The organism is Mesorhizobium sp. M1142 (genome assembly GCF_040318565.1).
Lineage (GTDB): Bacteria > Pseudomonadota > Alphaproteobacteria > Rhizobiales > Rhizobiaceae > Mesorhizobium.
In genome coordinates, this window is record NZ_JAMYMK010000005.1 from 186,129 (window position 1) to 211,113 (window position 24,985).

The 24,985-nt window shown below is 63.3% G+C and carries 26 protein-coding genes; 15 read left to right on the top strand and 11 right to left on the bottom strand.

Translation table 11 applies throughout. The features are described from left to right. Positions 1 to 32 precede the first annotated feature (32 nt). A complete protein-coding gene (locus tag NKH42_RS11095; RefSeq protein WP_352507340.1) occupies positions 33 to 704 on the top strand; it encodes a ceramidase domain-containing protein in 672 nt (223 codons plus the stop codon). Positions 705 to 744: 40 nt separating this feature from the next. On the opposite strand, the gene acnA is transcribed toward NKH42_RS11095, so the two are convergent. Beyond that, positions 745 to 3,435 carry an aconitate hydratase AcnA gene (gene acnA / locus NKH42_RS11100; protein WP_352507339.1) on the bottom strand — a complete coding sequence of 897 codons (2,691 nt, stop codon included), beginning with the start codon at positions 3,433 to 3,435 and terminating at the stop codon, positions 745 to 747. Between the two features lie 283 nt (positions 3,436 to 3,718). Between acnA and ccmA the strand changes: the two genes are divergently transcribed. The 4 genes from ccmA (at position 3,719) to NKH42_RS11120 (ending at position 5,947) form a co-directional block, all read left to right on the top strand. After that, the gene (gene ccmA, locus NKH42_RS11105) at positions 3,719 to 4,327 is read left to right on the top strand and encodes a heme ABC exporter ATP-binding protein CcmA (protein ID WP_352507392.1); all 609 of its coding nucleotides are present in this window, start codon (positions 3,719 to 3,721) and stop codon (positions 4,325 to 4,327) included. A gap of 88 nt (positions 4,328 to 4,415) precedes the next feature. After that, positions 4,416 to 5,081, top strand: a complete 666-nt coding sequence (gene ccmB, locus NKH42_RS11110; RefSeq protein ID WP_352507338.1) for a heme exporter protein CcmB — start codon at positions 4,416 to 4,418, stop codon at positions 5,079 to 5,081. A gap of 126 nt (positions 5,082 to 5,207) precedes the next feature. Continuing rightward, positions 5,208 to 5,375: a heme exporter protein CcmD gene (gene ccmD / locus NKH42_RS11115; protein WP_352479673.1), complete on the top strand. Its 168-nt coding sequence runs from the start codon at positions 5,208 to 5,210 to the stop codon at positions 5,373 to 5,375. After that, positions 5,372 to 5,947 carry a DsbE family thiol:disulfide interchange protein gene (locus NKH42_RS11120; protein ID WP_254817862.1) on the top strand — a complete coding sequence of 192 codons (576 nt, stop codon included), beginning with the start codon at positions 5,372 to 5,374 and terminating at the stop codon, positions 5,945 to 5,947. The genes ccmD and NKH42_RS11120 overlap by 4 nt, the downstream gene beginning before the upstream one ends. 34 nt (positions 5,948 to 5,981) lie before the next feature. Here NKH42_RS11120 and NKH42_RS11125 read toward each other — a convergent pair whose 3' ends face one another. Continuing rightward, positions 5,982 to 6,149: a hypothetical protein gene (locus NKH42_RS11125; RefSeq protein WP_254817861.1), complete on the bottom strand. Its 168-nt coding sequence runs from the start codon at positions 6,147 to 6,149 to the stop codon at positions 5,982 to 5,984. A 262-nt stretch (positions 6,150 to 6,411) separates the two neighbouring features. Here NKH42_RS11125 and NKH42_RS11130 point away from each other — a divergent pair, with 262 nt between their 5' ends. Both NKH42_RS11130 and NKH42_RS11135 read left to right on the top strand, forming a co-directional pair. After that, a complete protein-coding gene (locus NKH42_RS11130; protein ID WP_352507337.1) occupies positions 6,412 to 7,329 on the top strand; it encodes an SMP-30/gluconolactonase/LRE family protein in 918 nt (305 codons plus the stop codon). A 32-nt stretch (positions 7,330 to 7,361) separates the two neighbouring features. Further along, complete coding sequence (locus NKH42_RS11135) at positions 7,362 to 7,571, top strand: tautomerase family protein (protein WP_352691081.1); 210 nt, start codon at positions 7,362 to 7,364, stop codon at positions 7,569 to 7,571. A 7-nt stretch (positions 7,572 to 7,578) separates the two neighbouring features. Here NKH42_RS11135 and NKH42_RS11140 read toward each other — a convergent pair whose 3' ends face one another. From NKH42_RS11140 to NKH42_RS11175, 8 genes are all read right to left on the bottom strand, one after another. Further along, positions 7,579 to 8,112, bottom strand: coding sequence for an NADPH-dependent FMN reductase (locus NKH42_RS11140; RefSeq protein WP_352507335.1), 534 nt, complete (start codon positions 8,110 to 8,112; stop codon positions 7,579 to 7,581). A gap of 33 nt (positions 8,113 to 8,145) precedes the next feature. After that, positions 8,146 to 8,766 (bottom strand): pyridoxamine 5'-phosphate oxidase family protein, encoded by a 621-nt coding sequence (locus NKH42_RS11145; protein WP_352479669.1) that lies wholly within the window; start codon positions 8,764 to 8,766, stop codon positions 8,146 to 8,148. 67 nt (positions 8,767 to 8,833) lie between these two features. Continuing rightward, positions 8,834 to 9,508: a septation protein A gene (locus NKH42_RS11150; RefSeq protein ID WP_352507391.1), complete on the bottom strand. Its 675-nt coding sequence runs from the start codon at positions 9,506 to 9,508 to the stop codon at positions 8,834 to 8,836. A gap of 60 nt (positions 9,509 to 9,568) precedes the next feature. Next, positions 9,569 to 11,395 carry a signal recognition particle-docking protein FtsY gene (gene ftsY / locus NKH42_RS11155; protein ID WP_352479668.1) on the bottom strand — a complete coding sequence of 609 codons (1,827 nt, stop codon included), beginning with the start codon at positions 11,393 to 11,395 and terminating at the stop codon, positions 9,569 to 9,571. 11 nt (positions 11,396 to 11,406) lie between these two features. After that, positions 11,407 to 12,708, bottom strand: a complete 1,302-nt coding sequence (mtaB, locus tag NKH42_RS11160; protein WP_352507333.1) for a tRNA (N(6)-L-threonylcarbamoyladenosine(37)-C(2))-methylthiotransferase MtaB — start codon at positions 12,706 to 12,708, stop codon at positions 11,407 to 11,409. Further along, positions 12,708 to 13,592, bottom strand: coding sequence for a diaminopimelate epimerase (dapF, locus tag NKH42_RS11165; RefSeq protein ID WP_352691079.1), 885 nt, complete (start codon positions 13,590 to 13,592; stop codon positions 12,708 to 12,710). Before dapF ends, mtaB begins: the two co-directional genes overlap by 1 nt. A 74-nt stretch (positions 13,593 to 13,666) precedes the next feature. Then, positions 13,667 to 13,828, bottom strand: a complete 162-nt coding sequence (locus NKH42_RS11170; protein ID WP_031195454.1) for a DUF1328 family protein — start codon at positions 13,826 to 13,828, stop codon at positions 13,667 to 13,669. Between the two features lie 71 nt (positions 13,829 to 13,899). Beyond that, positions 13,900 to 14,910 (bottom strand): MBL fold metallo-hydrolase, encoded by a 1,011-nt coding sequence (locus NKH42_RS11175; RefSeq protein WP_352691078.1) that lies wholly within the window; start codon positions 14,908 to 14,910, stop codon positions 13,900 to 13,902. A 313-nt stretch (positions 14,911 to 15,223) separates the two neighbouring features. On the opposite strand from NKH42_RS11175, the gene NKH42_RS11180 reads away from it, so the two are divergent. After that, positions 15,224 to 15,763, top strand: coding sequence for a protease inhibitor Inh/omp19 family protein (locus tag NKH42_RS11180; protein ID WP_352479663.1), 540 nt, complete (start codon positions 15,224 to 15,226; stop codon positions 15,761 to 15,763). A gap of 144 nt (positions 15,764 to 15,907) precedes the next feature. Beyond that, positions 15,908 to 17,116 (top strand): cell division protein ZapE, encoded by a 1,209-nt coding sequence (zapE, locus tag NKH42_RS11185; protein WP_352691077.1) that lies wholly within the window; start codon positions 15,908 to 15,910, stop codon positions 17,114 to 17,116. Positions 17,117 to 17,142: 26 nt separating this feature from the next. Here the strand turns inward: zapE and NKH42_RS11190 are convergent, their stop codons facing one another. Then, a complete protein-coding gene (locus NKH42_RS11190) occupies positions 17,143 to 17,571 on the bottom strand; it encodes a GNAT family N-acetyltransferase (RefSeq protein WP_352691076.1) in 429 nt (142 codons plus the stop codon). 232 nt (positions 17,572 to 17,803) lie between these two features. Here NKH42_RS11190 and mdh point away from each other — a divergent pair, with 232 nt between their 5' ends. From mdh to NKH42_RS11220, 6 genes are all read left to right on the top strand, one after another. Further along, positions 17,804 to 18,772, top strand: a complete 969-nt coding sequence (mdh, locus tag NKH42_RS11195) for a malate dehydrogenase (protein ID WP_352507328.1) — start codon at positions 17,804 to 17,806, stop codon at positions 18,770 to 18,772. A 41-nt stretch (positions 18,773 to 18,813) separates the two neighbouring features. Then, complete coding sequence (sucC, locus tag NKH42_RS11200) at positions 18,814 to 20,010, top strand: ADP-forming succinate--CoA ligase subunit beta (protein ID WP_352691074.1); 1,197 nt, start codon at positions 18,814 to 18,816, stop codon at positions 20,008 to 20,010. Next, a complete protein-coding gene (locus tag NKH42_RS11205) occupies positions 20,010 to 20,501 on the top strand; it encodes a hypothetical protein (RefSeq protein WP_352691072.1) in 492 nt (163 codons plus the stop codon). The genes sucC and NKH42_RS11205 overlap by 1 nt, the downstream gene beginning before the upstream one ends. A gap of 32 nt (positions 20,502 to 20,533) precedes the next feature. Further along, positions 20,534 to 20,905: a cupin domain-containing protein gene (locus NKH42_RS11210; RefSeq protein ID WP_352691071.1), complete on the top strand. Its 372-nt coding sequence runs from the start codon at positions 20,534 to 20,536 to the stop codon at positions 20,903 to 20,905. A 49-nt stretch (positions 20,906 to 20,954) separates the two neighbouring features. Next, positions 20,955 to 21,857, top strand: coding sequence for a succinate--CoA ligase subunit alpha (gene sucD / locus NKH42_RS11215; RefSeq protein ID WP_352691069.1), 903 nt, complete (start codon positions 20,955 to 20,957; stop codon positions 21,855 to 21,857). 131 nt (positions 21,858 to 21,988) lie between these two features. After that, a complete protein-coding gene (locus tag NKH42_RS11220) occupies positions 21,989 to 24,976 on the top strand; it encodes a 2-oxoglutarate dehydrogenase E1 component (RefSeq protein WP_352974074.1) in 2,988 nt (995 codons plus the stop codon). Positions 24,977 to 24,985: the final 9 nt, after the last annotated feature.

The window sequence follows — 24,985 nt, forward strand, 5'->3', positions numbered from 1 at the left end:
ACACGATGGAAGCGATTCGGGCGGCAATCAGCATGTGGCAATCTCTCCTGGCGCCGGTCGACCTGTACTGCGAGCGGACCGGGCCGGAACTCTGGGCCGAACCGCTCAATGCGCTGAGCAATCTGGCTTTTTTTGCCGCCGGGCTGTGGGGTGTCTGGCAGGTGCGCAGGCGCGGCACCGGCATCTTCGCCGAAGTGCTGGCCTGGTGGGTGGTGGCGATTGGCGTCGGCTCGTCGCTGTTCCACACCTTTGCCAACCGTGGCACGGTCTGGGCCGACGTGCTGCCAATCGCCGGGTTCACGCTGGCCTACACGCTGTTCAACCTGCGGCGTTTTCTCGGCATGAAATGGGGCAAGGCGATCGCCATCTTCGTCGCCTTCTATGCCGTCGCCGGGCTGGTGACCTTTGCCGTGCCGGACTGGCTGCGCGAGGCGTCGAACGGCACGACCGGCTATCTGCCGCCCTTCCTGGCGCTCGCCTTCTTCGGCGCCTTGGTGGCGGCGAGCGGCAACCGTGCCGGCTGGTACAATCTGGCGGGCTCGGCGATCTTCGTCGTATCGGTCGTCTGCCGGATGATCGATCCGCTGGTCTGCGGCAGCTTCCCGCTCGGCACGCACTTCCTGTGGCACATCCTCAACGGGCTGATGCTCGGTGTGCTGCTGGCGGCGACAGCGCGGTTTGGAAAGCCGGGAATAGGGGAATAGGGGAAGCGTTCCCTACTCCCTTACTGCCCTACTCCTCTCTCTATGCTGCCAGATCGCGCAGCACGTATTGCAGGATGCCGCCATTCTTGAAGTAGTCGAGCTCGTCCAGCGTATCGATGCGGCAGATGATCGGAACCTCTTTGACGCTGCCGTCGCCGTAGGTGATTCTGGCGGTCATCTTCTGCCGCGGCTTGATGTTGCCCAGTCCGTCGATCTCAACCAGTTCGTCGCCCTTGAGGTTGAGCGAGGCCCATGAGGTGCCTTCCTCGAAGACGAAGGGGATGACGCCCATACCGACAAGATTGGAGCGGTGGATGCGCTCGAAGGACTGGGCGATGACGGCGCGAACGCCCAGCAAATTGGTGCCCTTGGCCGCCCAGTCGCGCGACGAGCCGTTGCCATATTCGACGCCGGCGAAGATGACCAGCGGCACGCCTTCCTTCTTGTAGCGCATGGCGGCGTCGTAGATCGATTCCTCTTCTTTCGACGGGTAATGGATGGTGTAGCCGCCCTCGCGGCCGTTCTCGCCCAGCATGTGGTTGCGGATGCGGATGTTGGCGAAGGTGCCGCGCATCATTACCTCATGATTGCCGCGGCGCGTGCCGTACTGGTTGAAATCGGCGACGCCGACGCCGTGGTCGGTGAGGTACTTGCCGGCCGGGGAGGCCGCCTTGATCGAACCGGCCGGCGAAATGTGGTCGGTGGTGATCTTGTCGCCGAACAGACCGAGCACACGCGCGCCCTTGATATCGCCGATCTTGCCGAAGCCTGACGTCATGCCGGCGAAATAGGGCGGGTTCTGCACATAGGTGGAATTGTCGTCCCAGGCATAGGTCTGGCCTTCCGGCGCCTTGACGTTCTGCCAGTACTCGTCGCCCTTGAAGACGTCGGCATATTTGCGGGCGAACAATTCGCGTGTGACGTTCTTCTCGATGAATTCCTGGATCTCGACCGAACTCGGCCAGATATCCTTGAGATAGACCGGATTGCCGTTGCGATCCTCGCCGAGCGGCTCGGTGGTCAGATCCTTGGTCACGGTCCCAGCCAGCGCGTGGGCGACGACCAGTGGCGGCGAGGCGAGATAGTTCGCCTGCACGTCGGGCGAGACGCGGCCTTCGAAATTGCGGTTGCCGGACAAGACTGCCGCAGCGATCAAGCCCTTATCATTGATGGTCTTAGAGATCGGCGCCGGCAGCGGGCCGGAATTGCCGATGCAGGTGGTGCAGCCGAAGCCGACCAGGTTGAAGCCGATCTGGTCGAGCTCCTTCTGCAGGCCGGATTTCTCGAGATATTCGGCCACGACCTGGCTGCCCGGCGCCAATGAGGTCTTGACCCACGGCTTCTGCTTGAGGCCGAGCCGGTTGGCGTTGCGCGCCAACAGCCCGGCGCCGATCAGCACGCTCGGGTTCGAGGTGTTGGTGCAGGAGGTGATGGCGGCGATGACGACATCGCCATGGCCAAGATCGTAGTCCGTCCCCTCGACGGCATAGCGCTTGTCGATTTCGGCGGCCTTCTTGTATTCGGTCTCCATCGCCTTGGCGAAGCCAGCCGGAATGTCTTCAAGTGCGACCCGGCCTTCCGGCCGCTTGGGGCCGGCCATCGACGGGACGACGCTGCCGAGATCGAGCTCCAGCAGGTCGGTGAAGACCGGATCGGCCGAGCCGGCATCGCGCCACAAGCCTTGCGCCTTCGAATAAGCCTCGACCAGGGCGATGCGGCCTTCGTCGCGACCGGACATGGTGAGATAGCGGAGGGTTTCGCTGTCGACCGGGAAGAAGCCGCAGGTTGCACCATATTCCGGCGCCATGTTGCCAATGGTGGCGCGATCGGCCAGCGTCATGTTGGACAGGCCCGGACCGAAGAATTCGACGAACTTGCCGACGACGCCCTTCTTGCGCAGCATCTGGGTGACTGTGAGCACCAGGTCGGTGGCGGTGACGCCTTCCCTCAGCCTGCCCGTGAGGCGAAAGCCGATGACTTCCGGCAGCAGCATGGAAACCGGCTGGCCGAGCATCGCGGCCTCCGCCTCGATGCCGCCGACGCCCCAGCCGAGCACGCCAAGACCGTTGATCATGGTGGTGTGCGAATCGGTGCCGACGCAGGTGTCGGGATAGGCGGTGGTCTCGCCGTCTTCGCTGTTGGTCCACACCACCTGGCCGAGGTACTCGAGATTGACCTGATGGCAGATGCCGGTGCCGGGCGGCACCACGCGGAAATTGCGGAACGCCTGCTGGCCCCATTTCAGGAATTTGTAGCGTTCCTCGTTGCGCTCATATTCAAGCTCGACATTGCGGGCGAAAGCCAGCGGCGTACCGAATTCATCGACGATGACCGAATGGTCGATGACCAGATCGACCGGCACCAGCGGATTGATCTTTTGCGGGTCGCCGCCGAGCGAGGCCATGGCGTCGCGCATGGCGGCAAGGTCGACCACAGCCGGAACGCCGGTGAAATCCTGCATCAGAACGCGGGCCGGGCGATAGGCGATCTCGACGCCGGCAGTGCCCCGGTCGGTCAGCCAGCCGGCGACCGCCTGGATGCTCTCCTTGGTAACGGAACGGCCGTCCTCGTTGCGCAACAGGTTCTCCAGCAGCACCTTCATCGAATAGGGCAATTGGGCAATGCCTGTGAGGCCGTTCTTTTCGGCCTCGACAAGGTCATAGTAGATGTACTCGGTGCCGCTGGCGGTCAGCGTGCGGCGGCAATTGAAGCTGTCGAGTGATTTGGACACGTGCGATCCCTAACTGTCGGTTGCCGGGAGGGAACGGACGCCAGTGGGCATGCAAATCACGCGCAAAGGTGCGGGTACGGCCATTTCCGCTGTCCGTTCCCAAGCGTCCGGGCCGTTCAAGGCGGCACGCGCGCTGGTTCGGCGCAAATTCGGTTCCCGTGCCGACCGCTGGCACGGATGATGCGGATATAGAGAATTTTCTGGAATAGTTCTAGACACGGAATCGCCATTTTTGCTGCGGCGCACCGAAGCCGCACTTGAACTTTTCGGCGAAGGGGAACGGATGCGGCTGATCGCCGAAAATCTGGGCGGCGAACGCGGCGGCGAGACGGTATTTTCCGGCATCGAATTCGCGCTGGGGGATGGCCAGGCGCTGGTCGTCACCGGGGCGAACGGCGCCGGCAAATCGACGCTGCTCAGGATCGTCGCCGGTCTGTTGCCGGTGGCGGCAGGCCGTGTGCGGTTCGAAGGTGGTGGCGAAGACTTCCCGTCGGTCGCCTCGGCCTGTCACTATCTCGGCCACCTCAACGCGATGAAGACGGCGCTGAGCGTCAAGGAGAATCTGTGCTTTTGGCGCGATTTTTCGGGCGCGGGCTCTGCGGGTGTCGAAGAGGCGCTGGAAACCGTCGGCCTGGGCCGCATCGGCCATCTGCCGTTCGGCTATCTCTCGACCGGCCAGCGCCGGCGCGCGGCGATTGCAAAACTGCTGGTCAGCCATCGGCCATTGTGGCTGCTTGATGAGCCGACCGCAGGACTGGACAAGGTTTCGGAGGAGAGAGTCGGCGAATTGATGGAGAAGCACCTCGAGAGTGGGGGGATCGTGGTCGCGGCGACGCATTTGCCGCTGGGGATCGAGCGGGCACAAGGGCTGGTGATGGGCGAGGCCGTTTGATGTTGGTGCTCTACGGCGCCCCCCTCTGTCCTGCGACGGAACTCCATCCTTTGCTTGGCCTTCACGCCTGCATCAGGACCAAACCATAATGTGGTCCCTCTTCCTGCGCGACATCCGCCTGAGCATCCGCGCCGGCGGCGGAGCGCTGACTGGAGTGATTTTCTTTCTCGCCGTCATCACGACCATCCCGTTCGGCGTCGGTCCCGACCTGAGGCTGCTGGCCCGCATCGGCCCGGCGATCCTGTGGATTGCCGCCTTGCTTGCCTGCCTGCTCGGCCTCGACCGGCTGTTCCAGGCTGATCGGGAAGACGGCTCTCTCGATCTTCTGGTGCTTGGCAACGACCGGCAAATGCTGGCCTTGACCGTGCTGACGAAATGCCTGGCGCATTGGGCGGGAAGCGTGCTGCCGCTGGTCGTCGCCGCGCCCCTGCTCGGCCTGTTCATGAACATGGAGCCGGCCGGCATCGGCGCCACGGCGCTGACGCTGCTGGTCGGCACGCCGGCGATTACCTTCATCGGTGCCGCCGGTGCTGCGGTGGCGGTAGCGTTGCCGCGGGGCGGGCTGCTGATCTCGGTGCTGGTGCTGCCGCTGACCATTCCCGTGCTGATCTTCGGCGTATCGGCAAGCTATGGCGCGGTAGCGGACCCCGATCCGTTCCTGCAGCCCTTCCTCATTCTTGCCGCGCTGACCCTGTTCCTTGCCGTGCTCGGGCCGGTGGCGGCGGCGCTGGCGCTGCGGCACGGAACGGATTGATGTGTTGGCTTCAGCTCATCCCTGCGGCGCGGCGAACAATTGCGGAGCCGATGGCGCGGCGTTAAGAGAGGACATGTCGGAACAAGGCGAGACGGACCGTTTGGAAAGCGCCGCGGAGCGAGAAGCATGAGCGTACACGCGCTTTATGTCACCGCCGCCTATGCGATCACGGCCGTGGTGCTGGGCGGGCTGATCGGCTGGATCCTGCTGGACCAGCGCGGCCGCAAGCGAGAACTCGCCGAGCTGGAAGCATCCGGCGTGCGCCGGCGCTCCGATAGGGCAGTCAAGCCATGAGCACGGAAACGGAAACACCGGCGCGCCGCCGCCTGATCGTGCTGCTGCCGCTGCTGGTCTTTCTCGGGCTGGCGGGATTGTTCCTGGCGCAGCTCTTGTCCGGGCGCGACGTGTCGGAAGTGCCGTCGGCGCTGATCGGCCTGCCGGCGCCGCAGACCAACCTGCCGGCGCTCGAGGGCACCAATTTGCCGGGCCTCGATTCAAAACAGTTCGCCGGCAAGGTGACGCTGGTCAACGTCTTCGCGTCGTGGTGCGCGCCGTGCCGCGAAGAGCACCCGGTGCTGCTGGCGCTGTCGCAGGACAGACGCTTCGTCATGGCAGCGTTGAACTACAAGGACCAGCCGGAAAACGCCCGTCGGTTCCTTGGCGATCTCGGCAATCCGTTCCAGGCGATCGGCGTCGACCAGGCCGGGCGCACGGCGATCGACTGGGGTGTCTACGGTGTGCCGGAGACCTTCGTCATCGGCAAGGATGGCAAGATCGCCTACAAGCATGTCGGGCCGCTGACGCCGGACTCGGCGCAGACGCTGCTGCTGCCGGAGATCGAGAAGGCGCTGGCCGTGCCGGGCTGATTGCCCGCCGTTTCATCAAAGGTCGACGGAAGACTCAGCCGTAGATCTGCTTGTGGACCTGGTAGAGCATTTCTGAGCGATCGGCGCGCATGTCGGCGAGGTCGCGGCTGGTGAAGCTGTCGATTTCGGCGACGAGGCGGTTGTAATGCCGGCGCTTGGCGATGCTGGCGCGAGCGCGGCTCATGAGGCTGTCGATGATCATAGCGAGTCTCCTTTTGCGCCGCATTTGCGGCCAGTTGTTCCTCCCTTGATCGATACGAAGCATGACATAGTTATGGTGCGTTGCAAAAATAAGATGTTGCAATGCACCATTGCGCTGGGCGCATAGCCGGTTAACCGGATGTGACCTGCCGTCCGCGCCAGCATTCGCTTCCATAAGGCTTCTGACGCATCATCGATCTTGCTATATCGAGCGTGGGCTGGCTTGATCGCGCCTCGCCAAGCGACTGCTACCGGGAGGAACCATGGCCAGCGAATTCTACGAAGTTCTCGATCCGCGCTTTTCGCGGCTGTTCAACGGCAATGCACAGGTCGACAGGCTGTTTACCGGCTGCCGATGGGCGGAAGGACCGGCCTGGTTTGCAGCCGGGCGCTATGTGGTATGGTCCGACATCCCGAACAATCGCATGCTGCGTTACGACGAGACCGACGGCAGTGTCAGCGTGTTCCGTCAGCCGTCGGGCAATTCCAACGGCAACACCGTCGACCGGCAAGGCCGGCTGGTTACTTGCGAGCATTCCGGCCGCCGTGTCAGCCGGACCGAGCATGACGGCTCGGTCATCACCATCACCGACAAATGGCGCGGCAAGCGGCTGAACTCGCCCAATGACGCGGTGGTCAAGTCCGATGGCTCGATCTGGTTCACCGATCCGAGCTACGGCATCGATACCGATTACGAGGGCGACAAGGCCGAAAGCGAGATCGGCGCCTGCCATGTCTATCGGGTCGATCCCGGCACCGGCGAGACCGAGGCGGTGATCACCGACATGGTCAGGCCCAACGGGCTCGCCTTCTCGCTCGACGAGAGCAAGCTCTATGTAGCGGATACCGGCCGTACGCATGGTGCGCAAAACCCGGCGCACATCCGGGTGTTCAATGTCGGCCAGGGCGGCAAGACGGTCTCAGGCGGAAAGGTCTTTGCCGACTGCACCGCCGGCCTGTTCGACGGTTTCAGGCTGGATGCGGACGGCCGCATCTGGACCAGCGCCGCCGACGGCATCCACTGCTACGATCCAGACGGGACGCTGATCGGCAAGGTCAAGGTACCGGAAGTCGTTGCCAATTGCGTGTTCGGCGGCAACAAGCTGAACTGCCTCTACATCGCCGGCACGACCTCGCTCTACATGGTCCGGCTTATGGTCAACGGCGCCAAAACCTACTGAGCGGATGCCAAGCATATCCAAGGGAGGGAACCATGCCGTTCGTGAACATCCGCCTGGTCAAGGAGGTGATTGCCGATGACCCGGCCGGCAAAAAGGCCGCGATCGCCGCCCAGGTGACAGCGGCTATCACCGCCGTCACCGGCCTGACCAACAACGATGTCTGGGTGGTCTTCGAGGAGGTCGCTGCACGCGACTGGTTCGTCGGCGAAACCGACGTCGAGACGCGGAGAGGCAAGGGTTGAGCGCCGCTCAGCCAGCGCGGATGAACTCGGCGAAATCCGAAACGGCGCCGCGCATCGCCAGCCGGTTTTCCGGTTCCGCCAGGATTTTCTCAACCTCCGGCCGCCTCTTGCCGAGCAGCGCGATTTCGAGCGCTGCTTCGTCATAGAGCGCGAAAGACATTGTCCGCATGACCTCGACCAGTGCGGCGCGGGCAAACAGCGAGCGCGGCGAAGCATGCACCAGCATGGCTGGCTTGCCGACGGCGGCATCGCGCGACACCAGCCAGTCGAGCGCGTTCTTCAGGCCGCCTGGCACGCCGTGTGCGTATTCCGGGCAGGAGACGATGACGCCGTCAGCGGCGGTGACCGCATCGATCAGCGCCGCTGCTTGCGGCGGCGTCCGCTCGCCTTCGTCGTCGGGGTTGAAGATCGGCAGCCGACCAAGCCCGTCATAGACGGAGATGTGACAGTCCGGCGGCGCGTTTTGCGTGAGGGCCGCGACCAGGGCCGAATTGGTCGAGGCGGCGCGCAGGCTGCCGGAAATGGCGAGAATGTTCAGCAAAGGGACCGGCTCGGCGATTCGTTGCCGGGCACGCTACCACATGGTCTGCTTGTAATCCTCGTCAAGCCAGCGGTCGGTGGCCTCCGCCGTTTCGGCAAGCGCCAGCTGGTCGCGCAGGATCTGGCCGAGCGTCGGCAGCGTCGCACGGTCGTACCAGGTTTCGGGCTTCCACAGTTCGGAGCGCATGAAGGCCTTGGCACAATGCATGTAGGCAGCCTTGACCGTCACCACGACGACGCTTTGCGGTGCCTTGCCGTCGACCGCCAGCCGCTCGCGCAATGCCGCATCGACGGTGATGCGGGCATCGCCGTTGACACGCAGCGTCTCGTTCATGCCGGGAATGAGGAAGAGCAGCCCGACCGAGGGATTGAGAAGGATGTTCTCCAGCGTGTCGAGCCGGTTGTTGCCCGGCCGGTCGGGGATGGCGATGGTCTTCTCGTCGAGCACTGCCACAAAGCCCGGCCTGTCGCCCTTGGGCGTCACATCGGCATTGCCGGCGCCGTCGGACGAGCCGATCAGCACGAACGGGCTCTTGCCGATGAAGGAACGGCAGTGGCCGTCCAATGTCTTCAATTCCTTGCGAATCGAGCCGTCGGTCGGCCGAGGCGTCTTGTAGATCGTCCTCAGCTCGTCGCGCGTGATGATGAATTCCATCCACGTCCCCTCCTATTCTGACGCAATTCCCAGGGGAAACCGCTGCACAGACCTTTTCCTGGAGTTGCTACTTGCCGGCCTTTCCCGCTTTCTCGGTCTTGTCCTCGAGCGAATGGCGCAGGATCAGCGGCATCTGGCTGAAGGTGAACAGAAGCGTGATCGGCATGATGCCCCAGACCTTGAAGGTAACCCATGTATCGGTGGAAAAATTCCGCCAGACCGCTTCGTTGACAAGGGCTAGGAACAGGAAGAACAGGCCCCAGCGGAAGGTGAGCTTGCGCCAACCCTCGGCGTCGAGATTGAAGGCCGATTCGAAGACATAGCCGAGCAGCGATTTGCCGAAGAACAGGCCGCCGAGCAGCACGCCGCCGAACAGCGTGTTGACGATGGTCGGCTTCATCTTGATGAAGATATCGTCCTGCAGGTAGAGCGTCAGCGCACCGAAGATGAAGACGACGACGCCCGACACCATCGGCATGATCGGCAAGGTACGGGTCAGCAGCCAGGAAGCGATCAGCGCGACCGCGGTCGCGGCCATGAACAGGCCGGTGGCGACGAAGATCGGTCCGCCGAACTCGCCCAGCGCCGGGAATTTCTGCACCAGCCATGCGCCGCGCGCATTGGCGAAGAAGAATACCATCAGCGGGCCAAGCTCCAGTACCAGCTTGAGCAGCGGATTGACGGCTTCCTTCTTCTGCTTTTGCGGGTCGGATGGGTCGCGTTCGAGAATGGGTGGGCTCATAAGGTCCTTCTTACGCATGATTCAATCCAAAAAGCCTGCACCTTATTGGGATCATGCTCGTCAAGCCACGCCAGCGATCGCCCTGGCGAATTCGCTTGCGGAAAAGGGTTCGAGGTCGTCGACCTGTTCGCCGACGCCGATGAAATAGACCGGCAATTTATGCTTCGCCGCGATCGCCACCAGAATACCGCCGCGCGCCGTGCCGTCCAGCTTGGTCATCACCAGGCCGTTGACGCCGGCGACATTGCGGAAGATCTCGACCTGGTTGAGCGCGTTCTGGCCGGTGGTGGCATCGACCGTCTGCAGCACCGTGTGCGGCGCTTCCGGATCGAGCTTGCCCAGTACGCGGACGATCTTTTCCAGTTCCGCCATCAGTTCGGTCTTGTTCTGCAGCCGCCCGGCGGTGTCGATGATCAGCACGTCCGAGCCGGCCTCCTTCGCCCGCTCGAATGCGTCATAGGCGAGGCCAGCGGCGTCGGCGCCGAGCTTCGAGGCAATGACTGGCGAGTTGGTGCGCTCGCCCCAGATCTTCAGCTGCTCGATGGCGGCTGCGCGGAAAGTATCGCCGGCGGCGAGCATCACCGAGAGGCCGCCATCGGTGAGCTTTGCGGCGAGCTTGCCGATAGTCGTTGTTTTCCCGGTGCCGTTGACGCCGACCACCAGGATGACATGCGGCTTATGGCTGAGGTCGAGTTCCAGCGGCATGGCGACATGGGACAGCACCTTCTCCACCTCGGCCGCCATGATGGCGCGGACTTCGGTATCGGAGACGTCCTTGCCGTAGCGGCTGGCGGAGAGTGCATCGGTTACGCGCAAAGCCGTCTCCATGCCGAGATCGGCGCGGATCAGCACGTCCTCCAGGTCCTGCAGCGTGTCCTCGTCGAGTTTCCGCTTGGTGAAGACGCCGGCGATGTTGCCCGACAACTCCCGGGAGGAGCGCGCAAGCCCGTCTCGCATGCGCTGGAACCAGGAGCGCCTCGGCGTCGGTTCGGGCGCCTTCTGCGGCTCGGCTTTCTGCTCGACCTTCTTGGTTACGGTGACTTTGCCGGGGGCGGGCTTTGGCTCCGGCGATGGTTGCGGGACGGCCTCCGGCTCGGGCGCGATCTCGGCGAGCGGCGGCTTCGTCTCGACGGGCGCTGGCTGGCGGATCGGCGGCGGGATTTCGGCCGGCGGCGGCGCTTCGGGTGCTGGTGGCGTGATTTCGGCAGTGGGTGCCGCGTCTTGCGCAGGTTGGCGCTGCCCCTCACCCTCACCCGTTCCGGGGCGCGCCGCTTGTCTCACCCGTCCTTCGGACCCCCGTAAGGGACGGGGAGAGGGGGGCGTCAGCGCCGGAGCTTTTTCTTTGCCGCTTTCAAAACGAGGCTCGGCGTGACGATCAGCACCCTTCTCCCCGTCACTATACGGGGAGAACGTGCCTGCAGGCGGATGAGGGGCAGCGCCACGTTCGGATGGCGGAGGCTCAGTCTGGACGATTTCTGGCTGCGTCGGCTCTGGCTCAGGAATTTCCTTCGGCTCTGGCTCTGGGGCTGGCTCGGGAACGACGGGAGCGGCGTCTGACGCAGCCTGTTCAGCAGGCGCCTCTGGCTCCTCGACCGGAGCGGGTTCTGGCTGGGTGTCCGGCTCGACCAGAAGGGTCGGCGCAGGTTCGGGCTCGGCCTCTTCAACAGGCGCCGGCTGCGGCGCGGGTGCTTCCGCCTCGACCGGCGGTACGGCTTCGGGGCGAGGCTCTTCGCGTTTCAAAAACTCCGGAACGGTCTGCTCGGCGGCCGGCTTCAGCGCCTCCAGTTCGTCCCATTTGATCGGCGGCAGCGGTGCGGTCTCGTCGGGCCGCTCCTCGACCACTTCCTTCTTGCCGAACGAAAATATCTTCTTGAAAAAACCAGCCATGTCTTGCGCTCTCAGACGCCGCGGGCGGCAAGCGGCGCGGCGATCAGTCTGATACCGTCATGGCCGGCGATATCAGCCTCGACGATGTCGCCAGGCGCGCCCGCCGACAACACTGCCAGCGTAAACCCCTCGGTGCGGCCAAGGCCGTCACGCTCGACCAGGATCGACTGATGCGTTCCGGCGAGCGAGGCAAGATGGCGGCGATAGGCGGCCTCGCCGGCGGTGCGCAGGCGTGCCGCGCGTTGCTTGACGACGTCGCGGCGGAGCTGCGGCATGCGCGCGGCGGGCGTGCCTTCGCGCGGCGAAAACGGGAAGACATGAAGATGCGTCAGGCCGCATTCCTCGACGATCTCCAGCGAGTTTTCGAACATGGCGTCCGTCTCGGTCGGGAAGCCGGCGATGATGTCTGCGCCGAAAACGATACCGGGGCGCAGTTTGCGCACATCCTCGCAAAAGCGGATCGACTGGTCGCGGCTGTGCCGGCGCTTCATCCGCTTCAGGATCATGTCGTCACCCGATTGCAGCGACAGATGCAGATGCGGCATCAGCCTGGGCTCGGTGGCGATGGCGTCCAGCAGATCGTCGTCGGCCTCGATCGAATCGATGGAGGAAAGCCGCAGGCGCTTCATGTCGGGCGCCTGCTTCAGGATGGTCTTGACCAATTTGCCGAGCTTCGGTGCGCCAGCCAGGTCGGCGCCGAAACTGGTCATGTCGACGCCGGTCAGCACGATCTCGGCATAACCATTGCCGACGAGTCGCTTGACCTGCTCGACCACGGCGCCCATCGGCACGGAGCGCGAATTGCCGCGACCGTAGGGAATGATGCAGAAGGTGCAGCGGTGGTCGCAGCCGTTCTGCACCTGGACGAAAGCGCGTGCCCGGCCCTCGATGGCGTCGACCATGTGGGCGGCCGTCTCGCGTACCGAAAAAATATCGTTGACGCGCGCCTTTTCGGTGTCGTTGACGCCGAAATCCGGCAGCGCGCGATAGGAATGCGCCTTCAGCTTTTCCTCATTGCCGAGGACGAGGTCGACCTCGTCCATGGCGACGAAATCCTGCGGGCCGGTCTGCGCGGCGCAGCCGGTGACGATGATGCGGGCGGCCGGGTTCTCACGGCGGGCTTTTCTGATCGACTGCTTGGCTTGGCGTACAGCCTCGCCGGTGACGGCGCAGGTGTTGAAGATGATGGCGCCGCCTTCGAGGCCGCCGAGGCCCGCACTTTCGGCTTCACGCCGCATCACCTCGGATTCATAGGTGTTCAGCCGGCAACCGAAGGTGACGACCTCGATGCCCTTGTTGCCAAGAGGAGCCATCAGGCGGCGCTTTCGGTGTCGCGCGCCCACGCCCCGGTCGCCGGATCGAAGCTGCCGGAAAATTCCCATTCGGCGGCACCGGTGAGGATGACGTGGTCGTCGTCGCGCCACAGAACATGCAGCGAGCCGCCGCCGGGCGTTATCAGTGTGACGCTGCGGCCGGTGCGCCGGGTGCGGGCCGCGGCGACCACGGCGGCGCAAGCGGCCGAGCCGCAGGCCCTGGTCAGGCCGGCGCCGCGCTCCCAGGTGCGGATGATCATGGTCTCCGGCGAAGTCACCTGCGCGATGGTGATGTTGGCGCGCTCGGGGAAGATCGGGTGGTTTTCGAGCAGCGGGCCGAAGCGCTCGAGCTCGTAGGACCAGACGTCGCGGTCGACCCAGAAGATAGCGTGCGGATTGCCCATCGAGACGACCGACGGCGAATGCAGCACCGGGGCATCGATCGGGCCGATCTGCAGCTCGATCATGCGGGTGTCGCGGAATTCCTCGGCCAGCGGGATGTCCTGCCAGCCAAAGCGCGGCCTGCCCATGTCGACCGAGATCATTCCGTCGGCATGTTCCTCGGCGTTTAGGATGCCGGCGACTGTTTCAAAGGCAAATGTCTTCTGGCCGGTCTCGGCGGCGAGCGCCTGGACGACACAGCGCATGCCGTTGCCGCAAGCTTGCGCGCTGGTCCCGTCGGAATTCAAGATATCGATGAAAAAGGCGGTGCCCGGCGTCTTGGCGTCGTGGATCGCCATGATCTGGTCGAACCGGGTCGACGTGTCGGCATTGAGCGCGACGGCTGCCGCAGACGTCACGCGATCGGCACGGCCACGCATATCGGCAACGATGATTTCGTTGCCGATGCCGTTCATCTTGGCGAAAGGGGCCGCGCTTGCCATCGATCGAAAGGTCTCTTGCCGGTTTGGCGCCTATATGGCGGATAGCGGCAGAAATTACCAGCGCGGCGTGATTTTCACGTCACCGCGAAGACGCCAAGCACGATCAGCAGGAAGATGATCAGCACGATGCCGATGAGGATGCGCGCGCCAGTAGCGGCGGCTCCGGCCAGTGCCGGCATGCCGAGCAGGCTCGCCGCGGCCGCGATAATCAAAAGAATGATAATCCACCTGATCATAAGAGGCACCTCGCAACCGACAGGTTTGAACAACCTACAAACGTCTATGTGATGCCTCAGGTTCCGCCGCGCTAAACCTCCGGTACGTCCCAGACTTCGCCCGGCCGCAAGGCGCGAAAACGTTGCCGCGGCAGGCCGGCAGCATCGAGCGCTTCGCCGAGCTTTCTGGGCGGCTCCTCGATCGGCTCGTTGGTGAGCCGGAACGTGCCCCAGTGACAGCCGGCGGCATAGGCGGCGTTGCACAAAAGCATGCCTTGCACCGCCTCTTCCGGATCCTGGTGATGAGGCGCCATGAACCAGCGCGGCTCGTAGGCGCCGATCGGCAGGATGGCGAGGCGGAAGCCACCGTGCTTTTGCGCCATCAGCCGGTAATTGATGCCGCCATGGAAGCCGGTGTCGCCGGCGAAATAGATCTTTGCGTCGGGTGTCTCGACGACGAAACCCGCCCACAGCGCCATGCGCCGGTCGCGAGTACCGCGGGCCGACCAGTGATGCACCGGCTCGACATGGACGGCGACGCCATCGCCGATATCGACTCGGTCGCCCCAGTCATGCGCGGAAAGCCGCATACCGGGCACGGCGGCGCCGATGATTGTGTCATTGCCAAGCGGCGTCAGCAGCAGCGGGTCGTGTTTTGCCTTCAGGCGCTTCAGCGTGGCGAGGTCGAGATGGTCGTAATGGTTGTGGCTGACCAGCACGAGGTCGATCGGCGGCAAATGCGAAAAGGCGATGCCCGGCGGATTGACGCGTTTCGGCCCGGCGAAGGAGAGCGGCGAGACACGCCGCGACCAGACCGGATCGGTCAGGATGTTCAGGCCTGCTGTCTGGACGAGCAGCGAGGAATGACCGACCATGGTGAGGCGCAGCGCAGAACCATCGATGCGCTCGACCGGTCTTGCCGGCGGAAACGGGCTCGGATCCGCCGTCGGCCATTTCGAGCGCTCGCGGCTCAGTTGCCACTTCAACAGATCGGCAAAGCGACCCGGCGGCCGTCCGCCGGGATTGAAGAACAAGGTGCCGTCGAAATGATCGCTGGGCGGCCCGCTGTAATAGCGGTTGGCGGCTCTCTTTCTCGCGGCCAAGAAATCGGCTCCCTGCAGTTTGCTGATCGCCAAGAGATAATGCCGGAGCCGGCCCGCACAAGCATTGAGGTGAACGCCAAGGAAACGCCAAGGATTTGACGCCAGCGCGCCGTATCGCATCAACCGGAGAGGCCGGCCAAAGGCCAAGGCGCGACGCAATTCAGGCAATGTGCATTTTGCGACAAATTTGCAACATTAGCGGCGCAAACCGTATTTTAACCATATCGGGTTGAAATTTCGCCACCTTCTCCATCTTGGTGAGGGGGACATTGCGCGGACGGCTTCCCCAGCTCGATCCGACGGAGGTTGAAGAATGAAATTTTCGAAAACCGGCCTGCTGGCCGTATCGCTGGCCGCGCTCGTTGCGAGCGGCTGTTCGACCTCGCGGTTCTCATCGATGGACGAGCAGCAGCCGGCGCCGCTGGAAGCTGCGCCTGCCGGCAAGGTGACTGCAAACCAGTTGCCGCCACCGGCGACACCCGGCGCCGCCGACCCGTCGAAATTTCCGACTGCGCCGCAGAACACGCAGGTCGCCTCGCTGCCGCCCGACGGGACGGCGCCGGCCGGTGCGGCCGACCTGACCGCCTCTAGCGTCGCTGGTGTGTGGAAAGCAAGCGTGTCCGGCCAGAGCTGTCAGGTGGCGACGCCGCAGACCAAATTCGGGTCGGGCTACCGCGCCGGACCGCTGCATTGCCCGGCGCCGATCGACGGCATCAAATCCTGGAACGTCGCCGGCAAGCAACTGACGCTCTATGACGAGAATGGCGGCACGCTGGCACGGCTTTATTCCTCGGGCGGCGAGAAATTCGACGGCCAGACTTCCAACGGCCTGCCGATCTCGCTTACAAGGTAAGAGAACGGCCCCCATTGGTACGCAATTCCGGACGGAAAACCGCTACATACTTTTCCTGGAATTGCTCTCTTTTGTTTTTTACGCAATTCCGGACAGAAAACCGCTACACACTTTTCTTGGAATTGCTCCGGAACGACGTGACCGATGCATCTGCGTGACGGCCTCCAGACCCATGCGACCGTCAAGCAGCGCTATGACCATCTGGTCGAGACGGGCGCCATCGGGCGCGATCCGGCGCAGGAGCGGATCGCCGCTGCGCTCGACCGGCTGATCGACGAGATATCGGCAAAGCGGCTGGCGCATAAATCAAGCGCGCTGGGGTGGTTGTTCGCCCGCAAGCGCGAGGGGCACGAGGCGGTCAAGGGCCTCTATATCCATGGCGGCGTCGGCCGCGGCAAGACCATGCTGATGGACATGTTCTTCGAGCTGTTGCCGGTGCGGCGCAAGCGCCGCGTGCATTTCAACGATTTCATGGCCGACGTGCAGGACCGCATCCAGAAGCACCGGCAGGCGCGTAAAGAGGGTACGGTCAAGGAGGACGACCCGATCCCGCCGGTGGCGCGCGCGCTTGCCGAGGAAGCCTGGGTGCTGTGCTTCGACGAGTTTTCGGTCACCGACATCGCCGATGCGATGATCCTGTCCAGGTTGTTTTCGGCGTTGTTTGCCAATGGCGTGGTGCTGGTCGCCACCTCCAATGTCGCGCCGCAGGATCTCTACCGCGACGGCCTGAACCGTCAGTTGTTTTTGCCGTTTGTCGCTATCCTGGAGCGCCACGCGCACGTGCTGGCGCTGGACGCCGACAAGGATTACCGCCTAGACAAGCTCAGCCGCATGCCGGTCTACATCACCCCGGCCGATGCCGCCGCCGACCATGCGCTCGACGAGCTATGGGCGGTGATGACGCATGGCAGGCCGACGGCCGAGACGATGCTGACGGTTAAGGGCCGACACGTCGTGGTGCCGCGTACTGCCGGCGAGGCGGCGCGGTTTTCGTTCGCCGATCTCTGCGAGAGGCCGCTCGGGGCCCGCGACTATCTTGCCATTGCCAGCCGTTTCTCGACCATTGTCATCGACCGGGTGCCGGTGCTCGGCGAAGGCAAGCGCAACGAAGCCAAGCGCTTCATCCTGCTGGTCGATACGCTCTACGATCATCATGTACGGCTGGTGATGAGCGCCGCGGCACCGCCGGCGCAGCTCTATACGGCCAAGCGCGGCAACGAAGTCTTCGAGTTCGAGCGCACCGCATCGCGGCTGATCGAGATGCAGAGCCACGACTGGCTGGAGAACTGGGCGGAGAGGCAGAGGGCGCAGGGATCATCGACCGAGGCACGGCAGCTTAGGCGTGAGGGATAGTTAAGAGAGGCCGCTGCCGCCGGCGCCTATAACCGATAAACATACATGACGAACCCCTCCGCCTGCCCACGCGGCTCTTTTCGCGACTCGTAAAGTGCGCGAGCAGCAACATTGTCCGGCTCGGTGCCGACCCACGCCTCCTCACAGCCATGCTCGCAACCGAGTGCGAACATGGCGTCGAGCATCCTCGTCGCAATGCCCTGGCGTTGAAAGGCCGGCGCCACGCCGACCTCGTCTATGTAGAGTTCGCTCACCTTGTCCGGGTGGCGGTGGATGACGGCTGCGCATTGGCCAACGACGATGCCGCCGGCGAGGGCCACGACCATGAAATGACCGGGCTCCGCGAGATAGGCGGAGAGCCGATCCGGCCTGACCGGCTCGTCGAAGACTTCGTCGGCAACCCGCATCAAAAGAGCGTCATCGCCAGGAAACAGCCTTCTGATTTCCAGTGCCATTGTGTAGAATTCCTCTAGTCGGCGCCAGAATGTTGACGTTTACGTAATCCCCATTGTTTCTAACCGATTGAAATTATTCACTGCAAAATAATCGTTTGAATTTTTGTGCGGCCGGGGCTATTGCGTGCGGCGAATTTCGCGGTTCCGCAGCATTCCGGCCTCTTCCTCCGACGCCGTCATCAAATCGTCAAGGATTTGGGCGCCGTCATAGTCAAAGGGAAAACATCCTGACATGGCACGCAACAAGATAGCGCTCATCGGCTCGGGCATGATCGGCGGCACCCTCGCCCACATGGTCGGCCTCAAGGATCTCGGCGACGTCGTGCTGTTCGATATCGCCGAAGGCATCCCGCAAGGCAAGGGGCTGGACATCGCGCAGTCGTCGCCGGTCGATGGGTTCGACTCCAGGCTGACCGGCGTCAACGACTATGCCGGCATCGAGGGCGCCGACGTCTGCATCGTCACCGCCGGCGTGCCGCGCAAGCCCGGCATGAGCCGCGACGATCTTCTGGGCATCAATCTGAAGGTGATGGAGCAGGTTGGCGCCGGCCTCAAGAAATACGCGCCGAAAGCCTTCGTCATCTGCATCACCAATCCGCTCGACGCCATGGTCTGGGCGCTGCAGAAGTTTTCCGGCCTGCCCAAGAGCCATGTCGTCGGCATGGCCGGCGTGCTCGACAGTTCGCGCTTCCGTTATTTCCTGGCCGAGGAATTCAAGGTCTCGGTCGAGGACGTCACCGCCTTCGTGCTCGGCGGCCATGGCGATTCCATGGTGCCGATGATCCGCTATTCGACGGTTGCCGGCATCCCGTTGCCCGACCTCATCAAGATGGGCTGGACCTCGAAGGAGCGGCTCGACCAGATCGTGCAGCGCACCCGCGACGGCGGCGCCGAGATCGTCGGCCTGCTCAAGACCGGCTCTGCCTTTTATGCGCCGGCCGCCTCGGCCATCGCCATGGCCGAAGCCTATCTCAAGGACAAGAAGCGGGTGCTGCCCTGTGCGGCGTACCTCTCCGGCCAATATGGCGTCAAGAACACCTATGTCGGCGTTCCCGTGGTGATCGGCGCCGGCGGCGTCGAGCGGATCATCGAGATCGAGCTCACAAAGAACGAGCAGAAGATGTTCGACAATTCGGTCGCGGCGGTGCAGGGCCTGTGCGACGCCTGCGTCAAGATCGCTCCACATCTCGCGGCCAAGTAAGCCGGTAACCAAGCCCGCCAAGCAAGCTGGAGACATAGCGCATGAACATCCATGAGTATCAGGGCAAGGCGCTGCTGAAAGGCTTTGGCGCACCGGTGGCCGAGGGCGTGCCGGTGTTCAAGGCGAGCGAGGCGGAAGCTGCCGCCAAGGCGCTGCCCGGCCCACTCTATGTGGTCAAGAGCCAGATCCATGCCGGCGGCCGCGGCAAGGGCAAGTTCAAGGAGCTCGGGCCCGATGCCAAGGGCGGCGTCAGGCTGGCGAAGTCGGTGGCCGAGGTCGTCGCCAACGCCAAGGAGATGCTCGGCCACACGCTGGTCACCAAGCAGACCGGCCCGTCCGGCAAGCAGGTCAACCGCCTCTATATAGAGGACGGCGCCGACATCGAGCGCGAGCTCTATCTGTCGATCCTGGTCGACCGCTCGGTCGGGCGCGTCGCCTTCGTCGTCTCGACCGAGGGCGGCATGGACATCGAGGCGGTCGCCCACGACACGCCGGAAAAGATCATTACCGTCGCCATCGACCCGGAAAAGGGCGTGACGGCCGACGATGTGAAGAAGCTCAACGCCGCACTGAGGCTCGACGGCGACGCCGCCAAGGACGGCTCCACGCTGTTTCCGATCCTCTACAAGGCGTTTGTCGAGAAGGACATGAGCCTGCTCGAGGTCAACCCGCTGATCGTCATGAAGAGCGGCCGGCTTCGCGTGCTCGACGCAAAAGTGTCGTTCGACAACAATGCGCTGTTCCGTCACCCGGATGTGCTCGAATTGCGCGACACCACCGAAGAGGACGAGAAGGAGATCGAGGCGTCGAAATACGACCTCGCCTATGTCGCGCTCGACGGCAATATCGGCTGCATGGTCAACGGCGCCGGCCTTGCCATGGCGACGATGGACATCATCAAGCTCTACGGCGCCGAGCCCGCCAACTTCCTCGATGTCGGCGGCGGCGCGTCGAAAGAAAAGGTGACGGCGGCGTTCAAGATCATCACCAAGGATCCGGCGGTCAAAGGCATCCTGATCAACATCTTCGGCGGCATCATGAAGTGCGACATCATCGCCGAGGGCGTCATCGCCGCGGTCAAGGAGGTCGGCCTGCAAGTGCCGCTGGTGGTGCGGCTGGAAGGCACCAATGCCGAGCTTGGCAAGAAGATCATCAACGACAGTGGACTGAACGTGGTGTCGGCCGATGACCTCGATGACGCAGCCAAGAAGATTGTCGCGGCGGTGAAGGGCGACTGATGCATCGGTTGCTGGCCATAGCGCTCTGCGGCATGGCTTTTTGGGCCAGCGCGGCGACTTCGGCTGAAGATCCGGCATCGCCTGCCTGGATCGGCAAGCGGGTGAATTTGTTCATGAGTCTGTGCCCGGCGACCGCGCCTCGGTTCGGCAGGTTTAATGCGGCCGCCCGGAATAGCGGCTTCCTGGCCGGCGCGAAGGGACGTCTGATTTACAAAGCTACAGAAGTCGTTGCCTCGATCAGAAATTCGGGTGGCAGATGCGATTGCCTGGTTTCCTTTGGCACAGACAATCCGAAGCTCGCGGCGGATATGATCCTGAAAAGACTGCTTTCCAGATATGGTAGCAGGTTCCAGGCGGATGAAGATCCCAATTCCCTCGGGGAGCTCAAGACCGCAGACGGCAATCTGCCTATCCAAGTGGTGACTACGCGTGAGGCTAAGGGCCAATGGATCGGTGCTGTCGTTCACGGAAATAAAAAATGCCCAGCTTGAACACAGAACTTCATGGTCGAGGTCGCTAGGCGATGCCTCCACACAAGATAAACCTCGTCGAGGCGGCGGATGCGAAGATCAAGAAGGTCTTCGATCCGCATATTGCCGGCGACGTGAATGACAGCCAGGTCAAGATCGCCAAGTTCGGCGAGGCCTTCGACTGGCACGCACATGACAATGAGGACGAGGCGTTCCTGGTGCTGCGCGGCCGCATCGCCATCGATTTCCGCGACGGCACGGTGGAACTTGGCAGCGGCGAGTTCATCGTCGTGCCGCGCGCCGTCGAGCACCGGCCGCGCTCGCTGAGCGAGGAACCTGTCGTGCTGATGTTCGAGCCGGCGACGACGCTCAACACTGGCAACGCCAAAAGCGACCTCACCGTCGCCGACCTGAAGCGGTTGTGACCATGAGCGTGCGGCCTTCCCCGATCAACGGTTTTTAAAAAGGACCACCATGTCCATTCTCGTCGACAAGAACACCAAGGTGCTAGTGCAGGGCCTGACCGGCAAGACCGGCACGTTCCACACCGAACAGGCGCTCGCCTATCACGGCACAAAGATGGTCGGCGGCATCCACCCCAAGAAGGGCGGCGAGACCTGGACCGGCGCCAAGGGCGAGACGCTGCCGATCTTCTCCACCGTTGCCGAAGGCAAGGCGAAGACCGGCGCCAATGCCTCCGTCGTCTACGTGCCGCCGGCGGGTGCTGCCGAAGCGATCCTGGAAGCGATCGAGGCCGAGATCCCGCTGATCGTCTGCATCACCGAGGGCATACCGGTGATGGACATGATCAAGGTCAAGGCAAGGCTCGACCGCTCGACATCGCGGCTGATCGGGCCGAACTGCCCCGGCGTGCTGACGCCCGACGAATGCAAGATCGGCATCATGCCCGGCAACATCTTCCGCAAGGGCTCGGTCGGCGTTGTTTCGCGCTCGGGAACGCTTACTTATGAGGCGGTGTTCCAGACCACCAATGTCGGTCTCGGCCAGACCACCGCCGTCGGCATCGGCGGCGACCCGGTCAAAGGCACGGAGTTCATAGACGTGCTGGAGATGTTCCTCGCCGACGACGAGACCAAGTCGATCATCATGATCGGTGAGATCGGCGGTTCGGCCGAGGAAGACGCCGCGCAGTTCCTCAAGGACGAGGCAAAGCGCGGCCGCAGCAAGCCGATGGCCGGCTTTATCGCCGGGCGCACAGCGCCGGCCGGCCGCACCATGGGTCATGCGGGCGCGGTCATCTCCGGCGGCAAGGGCGGTGCGGAAGACAAGATCGCGGCGATGGAATCGGCCGGCATCAAGGTTTCGCCATCGCCGGCCCGGCTCGGCACGACGCTGGTCGAGGCGATCAAAGGTTAGTGAGTAGCGAGTAGTGAATAGCGAATAGGTAAGAACAGAGTAACGGCGCGAACCAGGGAAAATCCCTACTCGCTATTCGCTACTCTCTATTCGCTCTGAAAAGGAGACGGAGCGCGGCTCCGCGGACAAAAATGGCAAGACAAGATCAGGCCAACGACCAGTTTTCGCTTACCTCTTTCCTCTATGGCGGTAATGCCGATTATATCGACGCGCTCTATGCCGCCTACGAGGACGATCCCGCTTCGGTCGATCCCGAATGGCAGGACTTCTTCGCGGCGCTGAAGGATGACGCCGGCGACGTGCGCAGGAACGCCAAGGGCGCGTCTTGGGCCAAGCCCTCCTGGCCGATGCAGGCCAATGGCGAGCTGGTCTCGGCGCTGGACGGCAATTGGGGCCTGGTCGAAAAGCACATCGAAAAGAAGGTCAAGGACAGGGCAGCCGGCAACGGCGCAGCGCTTTCCGACGCCGACGTGCATCAGGCGACGCGCGATTCCGTCCGCGCCATCATGATGATCCGCGCCTTCCGCATGCGCGGCCACCTGCACGCCAATCTCGATCCGCTTGGCATTGCCAAGCCGCTGGAGGATTATAACGAGCTGTCGCCGGAGAATTACGGCTTCACCGAAGCCGACTACGACCGGCCGATCTTCCTCGACAATGTGCTCGGGCTGGAATTCGGCACCATCCGACAGATGCTCGATATCCTGACCCGGACCTATTGCTCGACGCTCGGCGTCGAATTCATGCATATTTCCGATCCCGAGGAGAAGGCCTGGATCCAGGCGCGCATCGAGGGTACCGACAAGGAGATCTCCTTCACCGCAGCCGGCAAGAAGGCGATCCTGCAGAAGCTTGTCGAGGCGGAAGGCTTCGAGCAATTCATCGACGTCAAGTACAAGGGCACCAAGCGCTTCGGCCTTGATGGCGGCGAGTCGCTGATCCCGGCGCTGGAGCAGATCATCAAGCGCGGCGGCCAGCTCGGCATGAAGGAGATCGTGCTCGGCATGGCGCATCGCGGCCGGCTGAACGTGCTGTCACAGGTGATGGCCAAGCCGCACCGCGCCATTTTCCACGAGTTCAAGGGCGGCTCGGCCGCGCCCGACGAGGTCGAAGGCTCGGGCGACGTGAAGTACCATCTCGGTGCTTCGTCGGATCGCGAGTTCGACGGCAACAAGGTGCATCTGTCGCTGACCGCCAATCCTTCGCATCTGGAAATCGTCGATCCGGTGGTGATGGGCAAGGCGCGCGCCAAACAGGACTATTTGTTCGGCCGCAGCCGCGAGGAGATCGTGCCGCTGGAGGAGCGTGCCAAGGTGCTGCCGTTGCTGCTGCACGGCGACGCCGCCTTTGCCGGCCAGGGCGTGATTGCCGAAATCCTCGGCCTGTCCGGCCTGCGCGGCCACCGCGTCGCCGGCACGCTGCATTTCATCATCAACAACCAGATCGGCTTCACCACCAACCCGCGCTTTTCGCGTTCGTCGCCCTATCCGTCCGACGTGGCCAAGATGATCGAGGCGCCGATCTTCCACGTCAACGGCGACGATCCGGAAGCCGTGGTCCATGCCACCAAGGTGGCGATCGAATTCCGCATGAAGTTCCACAAGCCTGTCGTGGTGGACATGTTCTGCTACCGCCGCTTCGGCCACAATGAGGGCGACGAGCCCGCCTTCACCCAGCCGATCATGTATCGCAAGATCCGCAACCAGAAGACGACGGTGCAGATCTATGCCGACCGGCTGATTTCCGAAGGCCACATCACCCAGGCCGAGTTCGAAAAGATGAAGGCCGATTGGCGGGCGCATCTCGAGCAGGAATTCGAGGTCGGCCAGCATTACAAACCGAACAAGGCCGACTGGCTGGACGGCGCGTGGTCCGGCTTGCGCTCGGCCGACAACCAGGACGAACAGCGGCGCGGCAAGACCGCCGTGCCGGTCAAGACGCTGAAGGAGATCGGCAAGAAACTGACCGAGGTGCCGAAGGATTTCGAGGCGCACAAGACGATCATCCGCTTCCTCGACAATCGCCGCCAGGCGATCGAGTCCGGCGAAGGCATCGACTGGTCGACGGCCGAGGCGCTGGCCTTCGGCGCCATCCTGCTCGACGGCAATCCGATCCGGCTGTCCGGACAGGATTCGGAGCGCGGCACCTTCTCGCAGCGCCATTCCGTGCTCTACGACCAGCGCGACGAGACACGCTATATCCCGCTCAACAATCTGTCGGCGGCGCAGGCCGGCTTCGAGGTCATCAACTCGATGTTGTCGGAAGAGGCCGTGCTCGGCTTCGAATATGGCTACTCGCTGGCCGAGCCGAAGGCGCTGACGCTGTGGGAAGCGCAGTTCGGCGACTTCGCCAACGGCGCCCAGGTGGTGTTCGACCAGTTCATCTCGTCGGGCGAGCGCAAATGGCTCAGAATGTCGGGCCTCGTCTGCCTGCTGCCGCATGGCTATGAAGGCCAGGGGCCTGAGCATTCGTCGGCCCGGCTCGAGCGCTTCCTGCAGCTTTGCGCCGAAGACAACATGCAGGTCGCCAACGTCACGACGCCGGCCAATTACTTCCACATCTTGCGTCGGCAATTGAAGCGGGACTTCCGTAAGCCGCTGATCCTGATGACGCCGAAGTCGCTGCTGCGCCACAAGCGGGCGGTGTCGACGCTGCCGGAAATGTCGGGCGAAAGCGCCTTTCACCGGCTGTTGTGGGACGACGCGCAGCTGCTGTCAGGCCAGGCCATCAAGCTCACCAAGGATTCGAAAATCCGCCGTGTCGTGCTCTGTTCGGGCAAGGTCTATTACGACCTCTACGAAGAGCGCGAGAAGCGCGGCATCAACGACATCTATTTGCTGCGCGTCGAGCAGCTCTATCCGTTCCCGGCCAAGGCGCTGATCACCGAACTGTCGCGCTTCCGTAATGCCGAGATGGTGTGGTGCCAGGAGGAGCCCAAGAACATGGGCGCCTGGTCGTTCATCGACCCGTATCTCGAATGGGTGCTGGCACATATCGACGCCAAGCATCAGCGGGTGCGCTATACCGGCGGGCCGGCCGCCGCCTCGCCGGCGACCGGATTGATGTCGAAGCATCTCGCCCAGCTTGCCGCCTTGCTCGACGACGCGCTTGGTGAATAGAACAGAACC

What these genes read in the sequence shown, in the direction of transcription:
- NKH42_RS11095 (WP_352507340.1), top strand. Translation starts at nt 33, where the DNA reads ATGTGGCAATCTCTCCTGGCGCCGGTCGACCTGTACTGCGAGCGGACC.
- ccmA (WP_352507392.1), top strand. Translation starts at nt 3,719, where the DNA reads ATGCGGCTGATCGCCGAAAATCTGGGCGGCGAACGCGGCGGCGAGACG.
- ccmB (WP_352507338.1), top strand. Translation starts at nt 4,416, where the DNA reads ATGTGGTCCCTCTTCCTGCGCGACATCCGCCTGAGCATCCGCGCCGGC.
- ccmD (WP_352479673.1), top strand. Translation starts at nt 5,208, where the DNA reads ATGAGCGTACACGCGCTTTATGTCACCGCCGCCTATGCGATCACGGCC.
- NKH42_RS11120 (WP_254817862.1), top strand. Translation starts at nt 5,372, where the DNA reads ATGAGCACGGAAACGGAAACACCGGCGCGCCGCCGCCTGATCGTGCTG.
- NKH42_RS11125 (WP_254817861.1), bottom strand. Translation starts at nt 6,149, where the DNA reads ATGATCATCGACAGCCTCATGAGCCGCGCTCGCGCCAGCATCGCCAAG.
- NKH42_RS11130 (WP_352507337.1), top strand. Translation starts at nt 6,412, where the DNA reads ATGGCCAGCGAATTCTACGAAGTTCTCGATCCGCGCTTTTCGCGGCTG.
- NKH42_RS11135 (WP_352691081.1), top strand. Translation starts at nt 7,362, where the DNA reads ATGCCGTTCGTGAACATCCGCCTGGTCAAGGAGGTGATTGCCGATGAC.
- NKH42_RS11145 (WP_352479669.1), bottom strand. Translation starts at nt 8,766, where the DNA reads ATGGAATTCATCATCACGCGCGACGAGCTGAGGACGATCTACAAGACG.
- NKH42_RS11150 (WP_352507391.1), bottom strand. Translation starts at nt 9,508, where the DNA reads ATGAGCCCACCCATTCTCGAACGCGACCCATCCGACCCGCAAAAGCAG.
- ftsY (WP_352479668.1), bottom strand. Translation starts at nt 11,395, where the DNA reads ATGGCTGGTTTTTTCAAGAAGATATTTTCGTTCGGCAAGAAGGAAGTG.
- mtaB (WP_352507333.1), bottom strand. Translation starts at nt 12,708, where the DNA reads ATGGCTCCTCTTGGCAACAAGGGCATCGAGGTCGTCACCTTCGGTTGC.
- dapF (WP_352691079.1), bottom strand. Translation starts at nt 13,592, where the DNA reads ATGGCAAGCGCGGCCCCTTTCGCCAAGATGAACGGCATCGGCAACGAA.
- NKH42_RS11170 (WP_031195454.1), bottom strand. Translation starts at nt 13,828, where the DNA reads ATGATCAGGTGGATTATCATTCTTTTGATTATCGCGGCCGCGGCGAGC.
- NKH42_RS11180 (WP_352479663.1), top strand. Translation starts at nt 15,224, where the DNA reads ATGAAATTTTCGAAAACCGGCCTGCTGGCCGTATCGCTGGCCGCGCTC.
- zapE (WP_352691077.1), top strand. Translation starts at nt 15,908, where the DNA reads ATGCATCTGCGTGACGGCCTCCAGACCCATGCGACCGTCAAGCAGCGC.
- NKH42_RS11190 (WP_352691076.1), bottom strand. Translation starts at nt 17,571, where the DNA reads ATGGCACTGGAAATCAGAAGGCTGTTTCCTGGCGATGACGCTCTTTTG.
- mdh (WP_352507328.1), top strand. Translation starts at nt 17,804, where the DNA reads ATGGCACGCAACAAGATAGCGCTCATCGGCTCGGGCATGATCGGCGGC.
- sucC (WP_352691074.1), top strand. Translation starts at nt 18,814, where the DNA reads ATGAACATCCATGAGTATCAGGGCAAGGCGCTGCTGAAAGGCTTTGGC.
- NKH42_RS11205 (WP_352691072.1), top strand. Translation starts at nt 20,010, where the DNA reads ATGCATCGGTTGCTGGCCATAGCGCTCTGCGGCATGGCTTTTTGGGCC.
- NKH42_RS11210 (WP_352691071.1), top strand. Translation starts at nt 20,534, where the DNA reads ATGCCTCCACACAAGATAAACCTCGTCGAGGCGGCGGATGCGAAGATC.
- sucD (WP_352691069.1), top strand. Translation starts at nt 20,955, where the DNA reads ATGTCCATTCTCGTCGACAAGAACACCAAGGTGCTAGTGCAGGGCCTG.
- NKH42_RS11220 (WP_352974074.1), top strand. Translation starts at nt 21,989, where the DNA reads ATGGCAAGACAAGATCAGGCCAACGACCAGTTTTCGCTTACCTCTTTC.